The organism is Stenotrophomonas sp. 05N37, from assembly GCF_056397365.1.
In genome coordinates this window covers 1005645-1025143 of sequence record NZ_JBFTNG010000001.1, presented here as the reverse complement: position 1 = coordinate 1025143, position 19499 = coordinate 1005645, and the positions used below count along the sequence as shown (strand labels likewise).

Here is a 19499-nt window from a genome sequence, read left to right as displayed (position 1 = left end):
AGGGCTCCCCGCTGGAGCCCTGCCTCCCCATTGCATCGCGTGGCGGTTCGCGCCGCCCCGCCGGAGACGCTTCCATGCACCACATTCCCGACCAGATCGCGCTGCGGCTGGGGTATCTCAACATCCTCCAGGGCATCATCAACCGCCTCGCGGGCAGTGCCTCGACCATGAAGGCCGGCAACGTAGCCGTCATGACCGCCTTGCTGGCCTGTTCGCTCGGCGAGCGGGTGCAGTTCCACTGGGCACTCTTCATCGTGCCCGGCGCGCTGTTCATGGTGTTTCATGCGTATTTCCTACAGCAGGAACGCGCGTTCATCGCCCTGTACAACCATGCCGCCGACCAGCCCCTGGCGGAGACGCTTGGCCTGCGCATCGACGTGGCCCGGTTGAGCCGCATGCGCGAACCCCTGTGGACGGTACTGTGCCGTCCTGCGGTGCTGGCCTTCCATAGCGCGCTGGTCGCCGCATGCATCGTGATTGTCCTGGCGGCGCGAGGGCAATGCTGATGCTGCTGGACCTGACCATCCGCAACTTCGCAGTGCCGCCGATGGACGTGGACGCGGCGGCGGTAGCCGCCTTCGAGCGGCGCGGCAAGCAGCCGCTGGTGGATCTGGGCGCCTATCTGCAGGGTGAAGACAACCTGCTCGACGCCGACACCGTGCAGCAGCAGTTGTTTCCCACCGTGCATGCCGATGTTTTCCTCTCCCATGCCTCGGGCGACCGCCAGCAGGTCATGCAGTTGGCGGTAGCGCTGGAGCGCCTGGGGCTGACGGTGTTCGTGGATTCGTGCGTGTGGGGCAATGTCTATGCCCTGCTGCAGGAAGTCGATGACCGCTTCTCCGCGCGGGGGAGTGCGCCCGGCACCTACCACTATCACTACCACCGGGTAACGCGGACCACCGCCAGCGTCTACATGATCCTCAATGCGGCCCTGCAACGCATGATCGATGGCTGCGAGTTGTTTCTGTACCTGGAGACCGACGCGGTGCGGGTTGCGGACTACGTGGGCGACACCCGCTACATCGGCTCGCCCTGGGTGTTCGCCGAGTTGATGTTCGCCCGGCATGTGGCGCGTCGCGGCCGGGTCCGTCCGTCGCTGGAGGCATTCAAGGGCCATGCCCCTGTCCAGACGTTCGACGGCGTGGCGCGCTTCCGCACGCCGGCCTCCTCGCATGCGCTGGAGTGGGATGTGCTGCTGCGTGCGATGGCCGATATGTCCAATTTTCCGCCGTCGGCGTACTGGCAGGATGCCCCGGTGTTCCTTGACCACCTGTACCGGAAACTGCCGCTGAGCGACGCGGAGAAAGCGTTGTTGGGGTGGAGGTAGGCAATCCTTGTTGTCGCTGCGACGGGGATGAACGCATGCCCTGTATCTGGATTTTTTGGCCTGGAGAGCTTTGAATGTTGCTCGACGTAAAGATTACCGGCTTCGATGCACTGTCGTTTGACGTCGATGACAGCGCCATTGATGCCTTCAAGGCACGTAACAAGGGCCTCACCACCGACATCACTGATTACCTGGCCGGCGCGGACAACATGCTTGACGCCGAGAGCATCGCCGGTCACCTGTTTCCTGTGCAACATGCCGATGTCTTTCTGTCGCATACGCATCAGGACCACGATGCGGTGGTGAAGCTGGCGGTGACGCTGGAGCGCCTGGGAATGAAGGTTTTCGTCGATTCCTGCATCTGGGGCGACGTGTATGACCTGCTGTTGAAAGTAGACAAGGCGCGCTCTCCGATCCCGGGCAAGCCCAATACGTACTACTACGAGCGGACGGTCCGCACCGCAGCCAACATCTACATGATCCTCAACGTCGCCCTGCAGCGGATGATCCACAACACCGAGCTGCTGATGTTCCTGGAAAGCAAGGCGGTGCGGGTTGAGGACTATGTGGAGGGCAAGGCGTACATCGGTTCGCCGTGGATATTCTCGGAGCTGATGTTCGCCCGGATGGTGAAGCGGCGCGCACGGCCGGCGCCAGCAAAGGGTCTGGAGAACTTCAAGGAAGCGGTGGCCAGGACCGCGGATGCCGCGCCCGCGCCGTTGGTCCGCTACCGGTTGCCGGAAAGCGCGCATACGATGGCGGCGAGCGACCTGCGCACGCTGATGGCCAACGCCAGCCCGCAGGCCACCTTGGCGAGGATGATGGGTACGACGCCCGACAAGAATGTATTCCTGGATGCGTTCTACACAGGGCTGCCGGTCACCGCAGCCGAGCGCCGCCTGTTGCGCTGGCCACCGCTTCCCGCTCAACCGGCGAGATAGCCCTCGATTTCAGCTTCGGCCAGCAGCTCGCGCAGCTGCACGGCCGATGCCCGCCGCATCGGCTTCTCATCGATCGCCGACAGCGGTGGTTGGCGCAACGCGTCGTAGGGCAGTACGGCGATATCGAAGGTCAGCTCTTCGGCGCTGAACACCCATACCGGCACATCCAGTACGCGCTCGCGGTCCAGCCGCAGGCGGCGCGTACGCGATTCGGCCGGGACGCCGTGTTCGTCGAAATAACGCTGCACCGCATCGGCGTCGTCGCTGTGCACCTGCAGTTGCACGGGGCTGTTGGCGTCGGCGGTGCCGTCCAGCACCGGGCCGCACAGCCGCGGCGCGAACCCGCGCAGGAACTCCATCGCGCGCAGGGCGGCTTCGCGGCGCTGGCGCAGTTGGCTGCCATGGTCGGCACCGGCGAACAGACGCTGGTACTCGCGCAGCGCATCTTCGATCTCCGCGTTGCGCGGCAGCGAGGCGTCGTCGTGGATGTCCAGCCGGGCCGCGGCCTTGAGCTTGGCCTGGTGGTAGTCGCGGATGCCGCCTTCGGCCATCAGCCGGGCCGCTTCGTGGGCGAGCCGGTGGCGACGCTCGCGGGTCTGGGTGGCTGCATGCTGACGGGCTCGATGCATGACCGGAACTCCTGGGCGACCTGCACGGCAATGTACACCGGCGATGTGACAACGGGGTAGAGCCACCCCATGGCTGCGCCTGCGATAAGGATCACGTGCAGCCACCCATGGAGTGGATCTACGGTGCGGTCGGGGATTGCGTGCAGCCACCCATGGGGTGGCTCTACGCTGCGATCGGGGATTGCGTGCAGCCACCCGTGGGGTGGCTCTACGGTGCGGTCGGGGATTGCGTGCAGTGGCGATGGCGCGGCCGGCGAAGCAAAAAGGCCGGGCATTGCCCGGCCTGTGCTCGTTCCGGGTGCCGGGGCGTACCCGGCACGGGGGAATCAGAAGATGTCGAAGGCGGCGTCGTCGGCCTGCTGCACATGGGTGTCGAAGCTGAAGTCCTCGATCTTGTCCATGTCTTCCACCTTGACCCATTCGGTGGCGCCGTTGAGGGTGGCCTGGACCATGCCCGACGGCGGGTCGTTCTTGGCGACCGGGGTGTCCTTCAACGCCACGCGCATGTAGTCGATCCAGATCGGCAGCGCTGCCTTGCCGCCGTATTCGCGGTAGCCCAGCGAGCGGAAGTCGTCGCGGCCCACCCAGACGGTGGTGGCGTAGGGCCCACCGAAGCCGGAGAACCAGGCATCGCGGTGGTCGTTGGTGGAGCCGGTCTTGCCGCCCACGTCCTCGCGGCCAAGCACCTTGGCGGCCGTACCGGTGCCGCGCTGGACCACGTCGCGCATCATCGACACCAGCTGGTAGGCGGTGCGGGCATCGATCGCGCGCGGGGCCACCTTGGCATCCGGGTTGACCGGCTTGGGCGCCTCGACCGGCTGCTGCGGCTTGGCCGCCGCGGTCGCCGCCGGCGCCGGCGCCGCAGCCGCACCGAAGTTGAAGCCGTCCACGACCTGGCTGACCGGGGCGCCGCCGCTGGAACCGGCGCACTCGCGGCAGGCCATGGCCGGGTTTTCCTTGAACACCAGGTTGCCGTCACGGTCGGTGACCTGGTCGATCACCCAGGTGTCCACGCGCGAGCCGCCGTTGGCGAACACCGCATAGCCGCGGGCCACCGACAGCGGCGTCAGCGAGGCGGTGCCGAGGGACATCGACAGGTTGGGCGGCAGCTCGGCCTCGGCGAAGCCGAACTCGCTGATGTACTTGCGCGCGTAGTCCACGCCCATGCCATCGAGCAGGCGCACCGAGACCAGGTTGCGCGACTGCACCAGCGCTTCACGCAGGCGCATCGGGCCACGGAAGCCGCCGCCATCGTTCTGCGGCGACCAGGTCTTGCCGCGACGGTCGCGGAACACCACCGGCGCGTCGAGCACGATCGAGGCCGGGTTGAAGCCCTTGTCGAACGCGGCCGCGTAGATGAAGGGCTTGAAGCTGGAGCCCGGCTGGCGGCGCGCCTGGGTGGCGCGGTTGAACTTGTTGCCGGAGAAGCTGAAGCCGCCGACCAGCGCCTTCAACGCGCCGCTTTCGGCATCCAGCGAGACCAGCGCGGACTGGCCGCGCGGGATCTGGTCGATCAGCCACTCGCCTTCCTTCTCGCCGGCGCGCACGCGGACCAGGTCGCCGCGGGTCAGCAGCTTGGCCGGGGCCTTGTTGACCCAGCGGCTGGCCGCGACCGGCAGCACCAGCTCGCTGCGGTTGGCCAGCACGACCGTGGCGCTGCCGTCGGCAGCGGTCGAGGCCACGATCGCCGGCAGCAGCCCGGACTGGGACGGGATCCCGACCAGCTTGGCGGCCAGGGCCTTGGCGTCGGCGTCGGCGGGCACGTCGAAATGCTGCTCCACCCCGTGCCAGCCATGGCGGTGGTCATACACGCGCAGGCCATCGCGCACGGCGATGTTGGCCGCCGTCTGCAGTTCGGCATTGATGGTGGTGGTGACGTGGTAGCCCTTGTTGACCACGTCGCCGCCGAAGCGGGCGATCATTTCCTGGCGGACCAGTTCGGCCACGTACGGCGCGTCGACCTGCACCGGCGGCTCGTGCGCGCTGGCGTGCATCGGCACCGCCTTGGCCGCGTCGGCCTCGGCCTGGGAGATGAAGCCCAGGCTGGCCATGCGCTGCAGTACGTAGAAGTCGCGGCGCTCACGGGCGCGCTCGGGGTTGCTGATCGGGTTGCCCGAAGAGGGGAACTTGGGGATGCCGGCCAGCGAGGCCATCTCGTCCAGGTCCAGTTCGCCCAGCTTCTTGCCGTAGTAGAACTCGGCCGCAGCGGCCACGCCGTAGGCGCGGTTGCCGAAGAAACTCTTGTTCAGGTACAGCTCGAAGATCTCGTCCTTGCTCAGCTCGGACTCGATCTTGCGCGCCAGCAGGATCTCGGCCAGCTTGCGGGTGTAGCTGTACTCCGAGCTCAGGAAGAACTGCCGGGCGACCTGCTGGGTGATGGTGGACCCCCCCGGCACGCGCTTGTCGTTGGTGGTGGCCAGCAGCCACACCGCGCGCCCGATGCCCTTGTAGTCCACGCCCCCGTGCTCGTAGAAGCGGGCGTCCTCGGTGGCCAGGAAGGCCTGCTTGAGGCGCTCGGGGACCTCTTTCATGGTGATCGGGGTGCGCCGGGACTCGCCGAACACCGCCATCAGCTTGCCATCGCTGGCATAGACGTACATGGGCTCCTGCATCTCGATGTCGCGCAGGCTCTGCACGTCCGGAAGCTTGGAGGAAACAGCGTAATAGAGGCCACCTGCGACGGCGGCGCCGATCAGGCCCAGGACCAGGAAGGCGACCAGCAACCAGCGCAGCCAGCGGCGAAAGCGTGTCATCAGTGACAGATTCCGATTGCGAATTTCGTGGCCGCAGAGTATAGATTACGCAAGGGAACGGCTGGGGCCGTTCCTGGGGAGAGCAGGTCGATCATCGTTTGGGGACGTGTGAAACGTGTCGTAGTGCACGTTTTGCCGCGAACGGTTGCGCTTTGCTAAAAAAACGTTATTAATGCGCGGGCGCAGGTTCTGCGTCCAAGTGCCCGTCGGCAGGGGAGAAACCGTGGGGCTTATCCCAAAAAGCCAGTCGCCGCTTATTGGCGTCGACATCAGCTCGACTGCAGTAAAGCTTTTGCAGCTTTCCCGCAGTGGCAATCGTTTCCGCGTGGAACATTACGCTGTGGAACCACTACCGCCGAATGCGGTGGTGGAGAAGAACATCGTTGAGGTCGAGGCTGTCGGAGAGGCTATCCGGCGCGCCGTGAACCGTTCCGGTACCAAGGCCCGGCACGCCGCCGCGGCCGTGGCCGGTTCGGCGGTGATCACCAAATTGATCCCGATGCCGGCCGACCTGGACGAGAACGACATGGAAGCCCAGGTCGAGCTCGAAGCGGTCAATTACATCCCGTACCCGATCGAGGAAGTGAACCTCGACTTCGAAGTGCTGGGCGCCATCCCCAACAACCCGGAGATGGTCCAGGTGCTGTTGGCGGCGTCGCGGTCGGAGAACGTGGAGCTGCGCCAGTCGGCGCTGGAACTGGGCGGCCTGACCGCCAGGGTCATGGACGTGGAGGCCTTCGCGGTCGAAAACGCCTTTGCCCTGGTCGCCAGCGAGCTGCCGATCGCCAGCGACGGCGTGGTGGCCCTGGTGGACATCGGCGCCACCATGACCACCCTGAACGTCCTGCGCGGCGGGCGGAGCCTGTATAGCCGCGAACAGGTGTTCGGTGGCAAGCAGCTCACCGACGAGGTGATGCGCCGCTATGGCCTCACCTACGAGGAGGCCGGCCTGGCCAAGCGCCAGGGCGGGTTGCCGGAAAGCTACGAAATGGAAGTGCTGGAGCCGTTCAAGGAAGCCACGGTCCAGCAGATCAGCCGTCTGCTGCAGTTCTTCTACGCCGGTAGTGAATTCAACCGGGTGGACTACATCGTGCTGGCCGGTGGTTGCGCGGCGCTGGCCGGGCTGCCGGAGATGGTGGAAGAACAGCTGGGCGTGGCCACCGTGGTGGCCAATCCGCTGGCACAGATGACGCTGGGTCCGAAGGTGCAGGCGCATGCCCTGGCCCAGGACGCCCCGGCGCTGATGATTGCCACCGGTCTGGCCCTGAGGAGCTTTGACTGATGGCAAGAATCAATCTATTGCCTTGGCGCGCCGAGCGGCGCAAGCAACGCCAGCGCGACTTCTACGGCATGCTCGGCTTCGCCGCCATCGGCGGGGTCCTGCTGTCGTTGATGATCTGGTTCTACTACGACCGCCAGGTCAGCGGCCAGGCCGAGCGCAACAGCTTCCTCACCGCCGAGATCGCCAAGGTCAAGGACCAGAACAAGGAGATCGACCGGCTTGACCGCCAGAAGGATCGCCTGCTGGCGCGCAAAAAGGTGATCGAGGAGCTGCAGGCCAAGCGCTCGCAGATGGTCCACCTGTTCGACGCGCTGGTGCGCACGATCCCGGACGGGGTGGTGCTGACCGCGCTCAAGCAGGAAGGCGACATCCTCACCCTGGAAGGCCGCACCCAGTCCAACGCCCGGGTCAGCGCGTACATGCGCAACCTGGAAAGCTCGGGCTGGATGAGCAAGCCGGAACTGTCGGTGATCGAAGCCAAGAAGCCTGACCAGAAGGCGGGCACCGCGGGTCCTGTCACCGACATCAGCGCCTTGCCGTACATGTTCGTGGTCAAGGTGACGCTGCCGGCACAGAGCGCACCGGTCGATGGCGTGGCGCCTGATGGCAGCGTGATCGTTCCTGCGGAGACGACCGACCCGGCCGCCAATCCCGCCGCAGCGCCGGTGGCGCCGTTGTCGCCGGGCACCGCGCCCGCTCCGGCCACCGCACCTGCGACCGATCCGGCCGCTCCGCCCGGCAAGCCCGGCGGCAGCCGTCTCGCTCCGACCGCCGCACCCGCACAACCGGCGGCGTCCAGTACGCCGCAGAAGGGGGCCGCATGAGCCAGAAGATCAACCTCAAAGAGCTGGACTTCAACAACATCGGCAATTGGCCGCAGAAGGCCAAGGTGGTGTTCTGCGTGCTGCTGTCGGCCCTGATCGTGCTGCTGGCCTGGTTCGCCCTGATCAGCGGCAAGCGTGAAGAGCTGGCCGGCCTGGAGCGTACCGAATCCGGCCTGCGCGCCGAGTTCGAGAAGGAGCAGGGGCGTGCGGTCAACCTGGAGCCGCTCAAGCAGCAGCTGAGCCAGATGGAGCAGGTGCTGCAGCAGATGCTGCGCCAGCTGCCCAGCAAGACCGAAATGCCGGACCTGATCATCGACATCTCCCAGACTGCGTTGTCCAGCGGCCTGGTCAATGAACTGTTCCAGCCCGGTGCCGAGCAGCCCAAGGAGTTCTACGCCGAGAAGCCGATCGCCCTGCGCATGGTGGGCAGCTACCACCAGTTCGGTGCGTTCGTCAGTGGCGTGGCCTCGCTGCCGCGCGTGGTCATCCTGACCATGCACGACATCAACCTGAAGCCCAAGGACCCCAAGACCGGCATCACCGCGCGCAGCGGTGCGCTGGAGCTGTCCGGCACGGTCAAGACCTACCGTTACCTGGACGAGCTGGAAATGGAAGCGCAGGAAAAGGCAGCCGCCGCCAAAGACGCCAAAGACAAGAAGTCCAAGTCCGGAGGCCGGAAATGAGCCTGGCGATGACCGCACGGATCTGTGGACTGCTGGCGCTGGCCTTGCTGGCCGGCTGCGCGCGCGGGGTGAGCAGTACCCCGGGCGATGCACCGAACCTGGCCAAGTGGGTGGAGGACGTGCGTGCACGTCCGGCGCCGCCGCTGGAGCCCCTGCCGGTGATGCAGCAGTTCGAAACGTTTGAATACTCCGCCCAGGGGATGCGCGATCCGTTCACGGATGCCTGGACCAATCCACAGGGCGGCTCGGGGCTGCGTCCCGATCCGAACCGTCGCAAGGAGCCGCTGGAAGTTTTCCCGCTGGATGCCTTGGACATGGTGGGTTCGATCGGCAACGGGGGCGGGCTGGTCGCGCTGGTGATGGCGCCGGACAAGGTCACCTATCGGGTGCGTCCAGGCGTGTACATGGGGCAGAGCGACGGCCGCGTGACCGGGGTCTTCGAAGACCGGATCGAACTGATTGAACTGGTGCCGGATGGCGCGGGCGGCTGGCTGGAACGGCCTGCATCGCTTGCGCTTGAAGATCAATGATTGATTATGGGGATAGCACGATGACCTTTTCCAATGCCATGCGGCAGCGTCCCAACCGGCGCCCGAAGCTGATCCACCTGTGCGCGCTGGGAGTCGCGCTCATGGTGGCCAATGGCACGCTGCTGGCGGCAACGCCAGTGGCAGCACCCACGCCGGCAGCGGCTGCGCCGGCGATCGCGCCGGCCTCGCTGGCGGTATCCAAGATCGACTTCAAGCGCGGTGAAGACGGCGCCGGCCGCCTGATCCTGAAGTTCGACGGCCAGGGCGCCAGCCCGGACCTGCGGACCCAGGGCAACAACGTCGTCATCGACGTCGGCAACGTGCGTCTGCCGGAGAACCTGCAGAAATCGATCAACGTGACCGACTTCGCCACGCCGGTGCAGCGCATCGATCCCAAGCCCTATGGCGGCGGTACCCAACTGGTGCTCAGCACCAACACCGCCTTCGAGTCGCTGGCCTACCAGTCCGGCAACGAGTACGTGGTGGAGATCAGCGCGCGCAAGGAGGCCCCGGCCACCGGTGCGATCAATGCCACCACCGTGAGCCAGGCCGCGGCAGCGGTCGGCCAGCGCGGTTACAGCGGCAAGCCGGTGACCTTCAACTTCCAGGACGTGCCGGTGCGCACCGTGCTGCAGTTGATCGCCGAGGAGTCGAACCTGAATGTCGTTGCCTCCGACAGCGTCGAAGGCAATGTCACCCTGCGCCTGGTCAATGTGCCGTGGGACCAGGCACTGGACATCGTGCTGCGGGCCAAGGGCCTGGACAAGCGTCGCGAAGGCGGCGTGGTGTGGGTTGCCCCGCAGCCGGAACTGGCCAAGTTCGAGCAGGACAAGGAAGACGCCCGCATCGCGATCGAAAACCGCGAAGACCTGGTGACCGATTACATCCAGATCAACTACCACAACGCAGTGCAGATCTTCAAAGCACTGACCGAGGCCAAGGGCATCGGCGGCGGTGGTGGTGGTGGCGGTGGTGGCGGCAGCAGCTCGCAGGAAGACAGTGGCTTCCTGTCCTCGCGCGGTCGCATCGTGGCCGACGAGCGCACCAATACGCTGATGATCAGCGACATCCCGAAGAAGCTGGCGCGCATGCGCGAGCTGATCAACGTCATCGACCGCCCGGTCGACCAGGTGTTGATCGAAAGCCGCATCGTCATCGCCACCGATACCTTCGCTCGCGAGCTGGGTGCCAAGTTCGGCATCAGCGGCAGCCGCGACAACGTGTACTTCAGCGGCGACCTGGCGGCCAATGCGGCCACCCGCAGCTCGCAGGTCAATTCGCAGACCGAGTACAACAAGGCGGTCAACGAATGGCTGGCGGGCGGCGGCACGGGCCCGGCACCGGTCAGGACGCCGTCCACGATCACCCGTGGCTTGAACTGGAACCTGCCGGTGGCCGCGGCCAGCAACCCGGGCTCGCTGGCATTGTCGATCCTCAACGCCGGCTACCTGCTGGACGTGGAACTGTCGGCCATGCAGCAGGAGTCGCGTGGTGAAGTGATCTCCAACCCGCGTGTGGTCACCACCAACCAGCGCGAAGCCACGATCAAGCAGGGTAAGGAAATCGGCTACGTCACCATCAGTGGCGGCGGCGGTGTGGGCACGGTTGCCACCCCGAACGTGCAGTTCAAGGAAGTGCTGCTGGAGCTGAAGGTCACCCCGACCATCACCAACGACAACCGCGTGTTCCTGAACATGGCGGTCAAGAAGGATGAAGTCGAGAGCTACATCGTGCTGGAAGGCTACGGCCAGGTGCCGACCATCAACCGCCGCGAAGTGAACACCGCGGTGCTGGTGGAAGACGGCCAGACGGTGGTGATCGGTGGCGTGTACGAGTTCACCGACCGCAACAGCGTGAACAAGGTGCCGTTCCTGGGCGATGTGCCCTTCCTGGGCAACCTGTTCAAGAAGCGCAGCCGCAACAAGGACAAGGCCGAACTGCTGGTCTTCGTCACCCCGAAGGTGCTGCGCGTGGCCAAGACCAACTAAGGCCGCCGCACTACCTGCAGCGAAAGGGCCGCCTCGTGCGGCCCTTTTCGCGTTCAGGCAATCTTGATCCCGCTCCGGGGCCAGCCCTGCCATCATGTCGGCGGAACCTTGCGCACCTCGCGTGGGTCACATGGATGCCATGAACCTGCCTCCCCCGATGCCCGACACCCAGACCGATACCCCCGCCGCCGCCGACGCGTCCCTTGGCCGCCTCCACGATGGCTTCCGCGCGCTGCGCGATGCGCTGTCCAGCGAGATCGTGGGCCAGGCCGCGCTGGTCGACCGCCTGCTGATCGCCCTGCTTGCCGATGGCCACCTGTTGGTGGAAGGCGCGCCGGGGCTGGCCAAGACCACGGCGATCCGCGCACTGGCTGCCCGCCTGGAAGCGGACTTCTCGCGCGTGCAGTTCACCCCGGACCTGTTGCCGGCCGACCTGACCGGCACCGAGATCTGGCGGCCGCAGGAAGGGCGCTTCGAGTTCGTGCCCGGTCCGATCTTCCACCCGATCCTGCTGGCCGACGAGATCAACCGCGCGCCGGCCAAGGTGCAGTCGGCGCTGCTGGAGGCGATGGGCGAGCGCCAGGTCACGGTGGGCCGCCACACGTATGCGCTGCCGGCGCTGTTCCTGGTGATGGCCACGCAGAACCCGATCGAACAGGAAGGCACCTTCCCGCTGCCCGAAGCGCAGTTGGACCGCTTCCTGATGCACGTGCGCATCGGTTATCCGGATTCGGACGCCGAGGCGGAGATCCTGCGGTTGGCGCGCGACCGCGCGCGCGACGCACTGGGCACGCCGCCGCCGATGCCGGCGCGGATGCCGTTGGAGGATGTCTTCGCCGCCCGCAAGGCGGTGCTGTCGCTGCACATGGCGCCGGCGCTGGAACGCTATCTGATCGAGATCGTACTGGCCTCGCGCGATGCCAGCCGCTACGACCCGGCGCTGGGCCGTCGCATCGCCTGGGGCGCCAGTCCGCGCGGCTCGATCGCGCTGGAGCGCTGCGCCCGCGCCCGCGCCTGGCTTGCCGGCCGCGACTTCGTCACCCCCGATGACGTCCGCAGCGTCGCCCCCGATGTGCTGCGCCACCGCGTGCTGCCCAGCTACGAGGCGACCGCCGAAGGCTGGGATGGCGACCGCCTGGTCGCCGAGCTGCTGGCACGCGTGCCGGCGCCCTGACCCCGATGGGCTCGAACGTGGACGACCCCGCAGGCGCCAGCCAGGGCGACGGCCTGCGCCCCAGCCTGGCCGAACTGGTCGCGCTGCGCCGCAATGCGCATCGCCTCGCACCGGCCCGGCGCGGGCGGCTCGGGCATGCCGGCAGCGCGCCGGCGCCGATGCGCGGCCGCGGCATGGAGTACGCCGAATCGCGTGAGTACGTGGCCGGCGACGATGCGCGGCATATCGACTGGCGCGTTACCGCGCGCACCGGGCGGGCGCATACCAAGCTGTTCCAGGCCGAGCGCGAGCGCTTGACCCTGCTCGTGGCCGACACCGATCCGGTGCTGTATTTCGGCACCCGCGTGCGCTTCAAGTCGGTGCAGGCGGCCCGCGTGGGTGCGATTGCGGCGTGGCTGGCGCAACGCCAGGGCGACCGGCTGGGCGCACTGCGCGGCAGTGCGGTGGAAGCCCCGCTGCCGCCCGCGGGCGGCACCCGCGGCGTGCTGCGCGTGCTCGATGCATTGACCCGCTGGTACGCGCAGCCTCCCGCCGAGGACGCCGGGCTGGACAGGGCGCTCGAACAGGCCTCACGCCTGCTGCGCCCCGGCGCGCGCGTGGTGGTGCTGGCCGACCCGGGCCAGGCCGCGGCGATCAGCGTCTCCCGCTGGACCGCGCTGGCGATGCACCACGAAGTCCTGGTGATGCTGCTGGTGGACCCGCTGGAACTCGCCCCGCCGTCGGCGCCGCTGGCCTTCCTGTCGGAGGGCCGCCGCGTGCTGCTCGACCTGGACCGGGCCAGCGTGCGCGATCACTGGCGCGAACGCTTCGTGGCGCCGCTGGAGGCGCTGCAGAAACAGCTCGCATCACGCCGCATCCAGGTGCATGTGGTGGCCACCGATGACGCCAGCGATTGCTGGCTGACCCCGATGCCCTCGGCGGTGGTGGCATGAGTACGCCCACGTCACTCCCGCTGCGCGACGTGCACCTGCCGGCGGCGCCGTCGTTGTGGCCGCCGGCCCCGGGCTGGTGGCTGCTGGCGGCCGCGCTGCTCGCCCTGTGCCTGCTGGCCGGCGGATGGCGGCTGCATCGCCAGCGTCGCCAGCAGCGGTGGGAACGCAGTTTCGACGAGGCGGTGGCGCAGGCCGGCACGCCGGTGGAAACCGTCGCCACGATCGCCACCTTGTTGCGCCGCGCCGCGCGCCTGCGCCAACCCGGCGCCGAGCTGCTGCAGGGGCAGGCGTGGCTGGAATTCCTCGATGCACCGGGCAGCCGCGCCTTCTCCGATGGCGACGGGCGCCTGCTGCTGGACGGCGGCTATCGCCCCCACGTCGATGCCGAGGCAGTGCGCCGGTTGCAGGTGCTGGCCCGCATGCGCTTCCTGGCGCTGGTCTCGGGGCGACGCCAATGATCGCGCTGAGCGTGCCGCAGGACCTGGCCGGCGCGTTGCCCGGCTGGCTGTCATGGCTGGACGTGCTGGCCTGGCCATGGATGCTGGCGGCGCTGCCGCTGCCGGTGCTGATGCACTGGTGGCCGCAGCGCAAGGCCACCGCCGCGGCGCTGCGCGTGCCGTATGCAGCGGCGCAGTTGCAGGCACTGGGCGCGGGCGCGGGCGGGCGCGCGTTCGGGGTCGGTCGCGTGCTGTTGTGGTTGGCGTGGGCCTGCCTGTGCGTGGCCGCATCGCGGCCACAGCAACTCGGCGAGGCGGTCACTCCGCCGCAGCAGGGCCGGCAGATGATGCTGGCGGTGGATGTGTCCGGCAGCATGAGCGAGGCGGACATGCTGCTCGGCAACCGGGTCGTGGAGCGCCTGACGGCGGCCAAGGCCGTGTTGGCCGACTTCCTCGACCGCCGGGCCGGCGACCGGGTGGGCCTGCTGATCTTCGGCGAACGCGCCTACACGCTGACCCCGCTGACCAGCGACCTGGCCAGCGTGCGCCAGCAGTTGGGTGACAGCGTGGTCGGCCTTGCCGGGCGCGAGACCGCGATCGGCGATGCGATCGCGCTGGCGGTCAAGCGCCTGCGCGAGCAACCGCAGGGCCAGCGCGTGCTGATCCTGCTCACCGACGGGGTCAGCAACGCTGGCGTCCTCGAGCCGCTGCGCGCGGCCGAGCTGGCCAAGGCCGAAGGCGTGCGCGTGTACACGGTGGCCTTCGGCGGGGATGGGGGCTTCAGCCTGTTCGGGATGACCATCGCCCCCGGCGAGGATCCGGTGGATGAAGCGACCCTGCAGAAAATAGCCGCGCAGACCGGCGGGCGTTCCTTCCGCGCGCGCAACACCGATGAGCTGGCCGGCATCTATGCCGAGCTGCAGCGCCTGGAGCCGGTGGTTTCGGCCGGGCCGGCGGTGCGGCCGCGGATCGAACGCTACGCCTGGCCATTGGCGCTCGCGCTGTTGTTGGCGTCATTGGCGTGGCTGCTGCCCAGGCGGTGGGCATGAACATCGACTGGACCGCGCTGCACCTGGTGCGCCCGCAGGCGCTGTGGGCCCTGTTGGCGCTGCCGCTGATCGCGGCGCTGTGGTACTGGCGCCGCCGCCGTGGCAGCGCCTGGCATGGCGCGGTCGATGCGCACCTGCTGCGCCACCTGCTGGTGGCCGGCGGGCAGCGCGCCTGGGGCGGACTGGTGCTGCTGATGCTCGGCTGGACGCTGGCGGTGTTGGCCCTGGCCGGGCCGAGCTGGCGCCAGGTGGCGCAGCCACTGTGGCAGTCGCCTTCGCCGCTGGTGGTAGCGCTGGACCTGTCCACGCGGATCACCGCCACCGACCTGCCACCCTCGCGCCTGCTGCAGGCGCGCGCCAAGCTGGCCACGCTGCTGCGCGAGCGCCAGGGCGGTGAGGTGGCGCTGCTGGCGTATGCCGACGATGCGTACACCGTGGCGCCGCTGACCGCCGACGCTGCCAACGTGGCGCTGTACCTGGACGCGCTTGGCCCGGACGTGATGCCGCGCGATGGCCAGCGCGCCGAGCGCGCGCTGGATGCCGCGGTCCTGCTGCTGCAGCAGTCCGGCGCACATGACGGCGACATCCTGCTGCTCACCGACCGCGCCGACGCTTCGGCCACCCCGGCGGCCGCGGCGGCACGCCGGCAGGGTATCCGCGTGTCGGTGCTTGGCCTGGGGACACCGGCCGGCGCGGCGTACCGCAGCGGCGATGGCCAGATTGCCCAGGCCAGGCTGGAGGAGGCGTCCCTGCAGGCGATCGCCAGCGCGGGCGGAGGGCGCTACGTGCGTATCGCAAGCGACGATGCCGACCTGAAGCAGCTCGGCGTGCTCACGCCGACGCTCAGCCAGGCCGATCGCCGCGACGGCGATGGGCTGGCCTGGCGCGATGAAGGATTCTGGCTGTTGCCGCCGCTGATGCTGCTCGCGCTGTGGGCGTTCCGTCGTCGCGGGCTGGCGATGGCGCTGGTGCTGTGCACCGCGCTGCCGCTGGCCGCGCCGGCGCCGGTGTACGCCGCCGAGGGCACCTGGTGGCAACGCGCGGACCAGGCCACCCAAGAGCGCCTTGGCGCCGGCGTGGATGCGTACCGGAAGGGCGACTTCAAGGCCGCCCAGCAGCAGTTCGACGGGATCGACACCGCGACCGGCTGGTACAACATGGGCAACGCGCTGGCGCGCCAGGGCCAATACGACGCGGCTATCGCGGCCTACGACAAGGCGCTGCAGCGGTCGCCGGGGATGGCCGATGCCGTGGCCAACCGCGCCGCGGTGGAGGCCGCGCGCAGGCGCAAGCCGCCGTCGCCGCCGCAGGGCAAGGACGGACAGCCCGCGAAGACCCCGCCGTCGTCGGGGCAGGGCGGACAATCCGGGCAGGATCAGGCGCCGCCCAGGCAGCAGGGCAAGCAGGACCCGGGCCAGGCGCCGCCCACGCCAGGGCAGTCACCCGGCACCCCGCAGGAGGCCAAGGGCGAATCCGGGCAGCCGAACCCGGCCGCGCAGGCGCAGGCCGATGCCGCCCAGCGCCAGCGCATGCAGCAGGCGCTGCAGCGGCAGGACACGCCCGGCAAGGCCGGGCAGGACACGGCGGCCCAGCGCCAGGCCGGCGAGACCCCGCAACAGCGCGAACAGCGCCAGGCCGTCGAGGCGTGGATGCGGCGCGTGCCGGACGATCCGGGCAGCCTGTTGCGGGCCAAGTTCCAGCTGGAAAACGAACGCAGGAAACGGGAAGGACGATGAGCATCCACTCCATCACGCGGCGCTGGATGCAGGCCGGTTGCTGGCTGCTGCTGGTGCTGTGCGCCACGGCGCAGGCGCAGACACGGGCCTGGCTTGACCGGCAGGACATCAGCGACACCGATACGGTCACCCTCACTATCGAGAGCGATGCCGCCGGCGCGCCCGATTACGCGCCGCTGCGCGCCGATTTCGACCTGAGCGCCCAGACCAGCAGCCGCCAGGTGCAGTGGAGCAATGGCGGGGCCAGCACGCGCAATCTGTTTGCCGTGGTGCTGGCGCCGCGCCGCACGGGCACCCTGCAGATTCCGAGCCTGCAGGTCGGCTCCCAGCGCACCGCGCCGTTGCAGCTGCAGGTGGCTGCCGGGGCCGGGGCGTCGGCGGCGGTACCGGGCAATGCCGCGGTGTTCATGGAAACCGAGGTCGATGACGCCACGCCGTATGTGCAGCAGAGCGTGGGCGTGGTGGTGCGGCTGTTCTACGTGGCCCAACTGGTGTCCGGCGAACTGGTGCTGGATACCCCCGACGGCGCCTCCATGCAGCGCGTGGGCGAGGACCGCAGCCTGGTGCGCGAGGTCAATGGCCGCCGCTACAACCTGGTCGAGCGCCGCTTCCTGCTGATCCCCGAGCGCAGCGGGCCGTTGCAGGTGCCGGCGGCCCAGTTCAACGGACGTGCGGCGGGGGGGTTCTTCGATGACATGTTCGGTGGCGACGGGCGGCTGCGCGCGAGTGCGCCGGCGCGCACGTTGCAGGTGCAGCCGCAGCCGGCGAGTGCGCCGCAGCCGTGGCTGCCGCTGCACGACCTGCGCCTGCGCTACACCGCCGCGCCCGACAGCGGGCGGGCCGGCGAAGCGGCCACGGTGGTGGTGGAAGCCGTCGCCGTGGGTGCCACCCGTGCGCAGTTCCCGGAGCTGCCCTCGCTGGACGTGGGCCCGGATGCGCAGGTGTTTGCCGAGCCGGCCCAATACGATGAGACCTTCAACGGCGGCACCCCACAGCTCAAACTGACCCGACGCTATTCGATCGTGCCGCGCGGCCCCGGCACCCTGCGCGTACCTGGTCCGCGCATGGCGTGGTGGGACGTGCAGGCGGGCGAGGCACGCATGACGGCCCTGCCGGACCTGACCCTGGCCGTGGCGGCGGGTGGCGCGGGCGGCTCGGCACCCGCGCCGCTCCCGGTGGATACGCGCTCGGCGCTTCCCGGGCAGGCGCCGGCGGCGTCCAATGCGCTGCCGTTGGCGGCGCTGCCGGCGCCCACCCGGCCCTGGGGCTGGATCGCGGCGGCCTGCTTCGCGTTGCTGTGGCTGCTCACGCTGGCGTGGGGCTGGCGCCGGAGGCGGCATGACGGCCGTCGCGCGCCCGCGCCGGTCGGCGTAGCGGCCGCGCCGGTTGCGCCGGTGTCGCGGGCCGAACTGCGCCGGGCCATGGAAAGCCAAGGCCTGGACGAGATCATCAGTTTGTTGGCGGCGATGGGCCGGGTGCAGGGGCTGGAGGGCGTGATCGGGCGGCTGGCCGACCCCGTCCAGCGCGAGGCCCTGCTGGCCATGCAGCAGGCGCGCTGGTCCGGCCAGGGCGGCGATGTGGCCGCCGCCCGCCAGGCCCTGCGCCGGGCGTTCCATGACGGACCGCACTGGCAGCCGGTCACGGTGGCGGAAAACAATGGGCTGGCGCCTCTATATCCTTCAGGACCTTGATGCGCCGCCGGGCCTGCGGGACCGGCTTTGCTAAGCTGATTCACTTCTTTACAGGAAAGCCGCTACATGACTGAGGCCGCAACGACCCGGAAGAAACTGCCCTTGCACTGGAAAATGGGCATTGGCTTCGCGCTGGGCCTGGTGCTCGGCCTGATCGTGCATGCCGCCGGCCCGGGCGTCCCCGGCCTGACCGATGCCGCCAGGGGCGTGATGGCCTGGGTGACCACGCCGCTGTCGGGCCTGTTCCTCAACCTGATCTTCATGCTGATCGTGCCGCTGATCTTCTCGGCGTTGATCATGGGCGTGTCGGAGATGGGCGACATCCGCGCGCTCGGCCGGATCGGCTGGAAGACCCTGGCCTACACGGTGCTGCTGTCGGGCATCGCGGTGGGCATCGGCCTGGTGCTGGTCAACGTGCTCAAGCCCGGCGCCGGCATGGACCCGCAGGTGGCGGCGCAGATGCTGTCGGAGAACGCCGAGCGCAGCAAGGAAATCGTCGCCGGCATCCATGAAACCCCCAAGGGCATGGACATGCTGCTGTCGATCGTGCCCAGCAACGTGCTGCAGGCCGCATCGGACAACGGCGCGATCCTGTCGCTGATGTTCTTCGCGCTGATGTTCGGCATCGGCATGGTGCTGAGCCCGGAAGAAAAGGTCGCGCCGCTGCGCCGCGCCATCGAAGGCGTGTTCGAAGTCTCTATGACCCTGATCAACCTGGTCATCCGCCTGGCGCCGTATGCGGTGGCCTGCTTCATGTTCAACCTGGCCGCGCTGTTCGGCTTCGACCTGATCATCCGCCTGGGCGCATACGTGGGCGTGGTGGTGCTGGCGCTGGGCCTGCACATGGTGGTGACCTACGGCACGGCGGTGTGGCTGTCCGGGCGTTCGCCGCTGTCGTTCTTCCGCGATACCCAGGAAGCGACGGTGATGGCCTTCTCCACCGCCTCCAGTAACGCCACCCTGCCGACCGCGCTGCGCGTGGCTGACCAGATGGGCCTGCCGCAGAAGGTCTCGCGCTTCGTGCTGACCGTGGGCGCCACCGCCAACCAGAACGGCACCGCGTTGTTCGAGGGCGTGACCGTGATCTTCCTGGCGCAGTTCTTCGGCGTGGACCTGAGCATCGGCCAGCAGGTGATGGTGATGGCGGTCTGCATCCTCGGTGGCATCGGCACGGCCGGCGTGCCGTCCGGCTCGCTGCCGGTGGTGGCGATGATCTGCGCCATGGTCGGGGTTAACCCGCTGGGCATCGGCCTGATCCTGGGCGTGAACCACTTCCTGGACATGTGCCGTACCGCCCTCAACGTCACCGGTGACCTGGCCCTGACCACGCTGGTGGCCAAGGGCGAGACCGACGACAGCCCGGTCCCGGTGCAGGTCGGCCGCGACTGACTCCCCGCCGGGCGCCGCCGCCGCGCCAGCCCCGATCAACGCCCCGCCCCGAGCGGGGCGTTTTTTGTTCAGGAAGCAGACGCACGGCCTGACCCCGCTGGACGTCTGTGGGACAATGGCGCGCCCGCACGTTC

The 19499-nt window shown here is 68.6% G+C and carries 17 protein-coding genes; 15 read left to right on the top strand and 2 right to left on the bottom strand.

Translation table 11 applies throughout. The annotated features are described in order from the left end of the window. The first annotated feature begins 74 nt into the window (after nt 1–74). The 3 genes from AC1DGC_RS04480 to AC1DGC_RS04470 all read left to right on the top strand — a co-directional run bounded on the left by AC1DGC_RS04480 (nt 75) and on the right by AC1DGC_RS04470 (nt 2268). Nucleotides 75–506, top strand: coding sequence for a hypothetical protein (locus AC1DGC_RS04480; protein WP_394164553.1), 432 nt, complete (start codon nt 75–77; stop codon nt 504–506). Then, nucleotides 500–1327 carry a hypothetical protein gene (locus AC1DGC_RS04475; protein WP_478047294.1) on the top strand — a complete coding sequence of 276 codons (828 nt, stop codon included), beginning with the start codon at nt 500–502 and terminating at the stop codon, nt 1325–1327. The genes AC1DGC_RS04480 and AC1DGC_RS04475 overlap by 7 nt, the downstream gene beginning before the upstream one ends. A 74-nt stretch (nt 1328–1401) precedes the next feature. Continuing rightward, nucleotides 1402–2268: a hypothetical protein gene (locus tag AC1DGC_RS04470; RefSeq protein ID WP_478047293.1), complete on the top strand. Its 867-nt coding sequence runs from the start codon at nt 1402–1404 to the stop codon at nt 2266–2268. Here the strand turns inward: AC1DGC_RS04470 and AC1DGC_RS04465 are convergent. Together AC1DGC_RS04465 and AC1DGC_RS04460 are read right to left on the bottom strand one after the other, a co-directional pair. Continuing rightward, a complete protein-coding gene (locus AC1DGC_RS04465) occupies nt 2253–2897 on the bottom strand; it encodes a hypothetical protein (protein ID WP_394164550.1) in 645 nt (214 codons plus the stop codon). The two genes, AC1DGC_RS04470 and AC1DGC_RS04465, sit on opposite strands and share 16 nt — an antisense overlap. A gap of 326 nt (nt 2898–3223) precedes the next feature. Further along, a complete protein-coding gene (locus AC1DGC_RS04460) occupies nt 3224–5650 on the bottom strand; it encodes a penicillin-binding protein 1A (protein ID WP_394161287.1) in 2427 nt (808 codons plus the stop codon). Nucleotides 5651–5873: 223 nt separating this feature from the next. On the opposite strand from AC1DGC_RS04460, the gene AC1DGC_RS04455 reads away from it, so the two are divergent. The 12 genes from AC1DGC_RS04455 (at nt 5874) to AC1DGC_RS04400 (ending at nt 19365) form a co-directional block, all read left to right on the top strand. Then, nucleotides 5874–6932, top strand: coding sequence for a pilus assembly protein PilM (locus AC1DGC_RS04455; RefSeq protein ID WP_345780465.1), 1059 nt, complete (start codon nt 5874–5876; stop codon nt 6930–6932). After that, nucleotides 6932–7756, top strand: a complete 825-nt coding sequence (locus AC1DGC_RS04450) for a PilN domain-containing protein (RefSeq protein ID WP_478047292.1) — start codon at nt 6932–6934, stop codon at nt 7754–7756. The genes AC1DGC_RS04455 and AC1DGC_RS04450 overlap by 1 nt, the downstream gene beginning before the upstream one ends. Further along, nucleotides 7753–8439, top strand: a complete 687-nt coding sequence (locus AC1DGC_RS04445) for a type IV pilus inner membrane component PilO (protein ID WP_259206498.1) — start codon at nt 7753–7755, stop codon at nt 8437–8439. Before AC1DGC_RS04450 ends, AC1DGC_RS04445 begins: the two co-directional genes overlap by 4 nt. After that, nucleotides 8436–8969, top strand: coding sequence for a pilus assembly protein PilP (locus AC1DGC_RS04440; RefSeq protein WP_259206497.1), 534 nt, complete (start codon nt 8436–8438; stop codon nt 8967–8969). The genes AC1DGC_RS04445 and AC1DGC_RS04440 overlap by 4 nt, the downstream gene beginning before the upstream one ends. Before the next feature lie 20 nt (nt 8970–8989). Continuing rightward, nucleotides 8990–10957, top strand: coding sequence for a type IV pilus secretin PilQ (locus AC1DGC_RS04435; RefSeq protein ID WP_259206496.1), 1968 nt, complete (start codon nt 8990–8992; stop codon nt 10955–10957). Between the two features lie 139 nt (nt 10958–11096). Next, complete coding sequence (locus tag AC1DGC_RS04430; RefSeq protein ID WP_394161284.1) at nt 11097–12131, top strand: AAA family ATPase; 1035 nt, start codon at nt 11097–11099, stop codon at nt 12129–12131. Nucleotides 12132–12136: 5 nt separating this feature from the next. Continuing rightward, nucleotides 12137–13063 carry a DUF58 domain-containing protein gene (locus AC1DGC_RS04425; protein WP_478047291.1) on the top strand — a complete coding sequence of 309 codons (927 nt, stop codon included), beginning with the start codon at nt 12137–12139 and terminating at the stop codon, nt 13061–13063. After that, nucleotides 13060–13521, top strand: coding sequence for a DUF4381 domain-containing protein (locus AC1DGC_RS04420; RefSeq protein ID WP_478047290.1), 462 nt, complete (start codon nt 13060–13062; stop codon nt 13519–13521). Before AC1DGC_RS04425 ends, AC1DGC_RS04420 begins: the two co-directional genes overlap by 4 nt. 80 nt (nt 13522–13601) lie before the next feature. Beyond that, a complete protein-coding gene (locus AC1DGC_RS04415; RefSeq protein WP_478047476.1) occupies nt 13602–14549 on the top strand; it encodes a vWA domain-containing protein in 948 nt (315 codons plus the stop codon). After that, nucleotides 14546–16285, top strand: a complete 1740-nt coding sequence (locus tag AC1DGC_RS04410) for a VWA domain-containing protein (RefSeq protein ID WP_478047289.1) — start codon at nt 14546–14548, stop codon at nt 16283–16285. The genes AC1DGC_RS04415 and AC1DGC_RS04410 overlap by 4 nt, the downstream gene beginning before the upstream one ends. Further along, complete coding sequence (locus tag AC1DGC_RS04405) at nt 16282–17976, top strand: BatD family protein (RefSeq protein ID WP_478047288.1); 1695 nt, start codon at nt 16282–16284, stop codon at nt 17974–17976. Before AC1DGC_RS04410 ends, AC1DGC_RS04405 begins: the two co-directional genes overlap by 4 nt. Nucleotides 17977–18042: 66 nt before the next feature. Then, nucleotides 18043–19365: a dicarboxylate/amino acid:cation symporter gene (locus AC1DGC_RS04400; RefSeq protein WP_394161274.1), complete on the top strand. Its 1323-nt coding sequence runs from the start codon at nt 18043–18045 to the stop codon at nt 19363–19365. Nucleotides 19366–19499 lie beyond the last annotated feature (134 nt).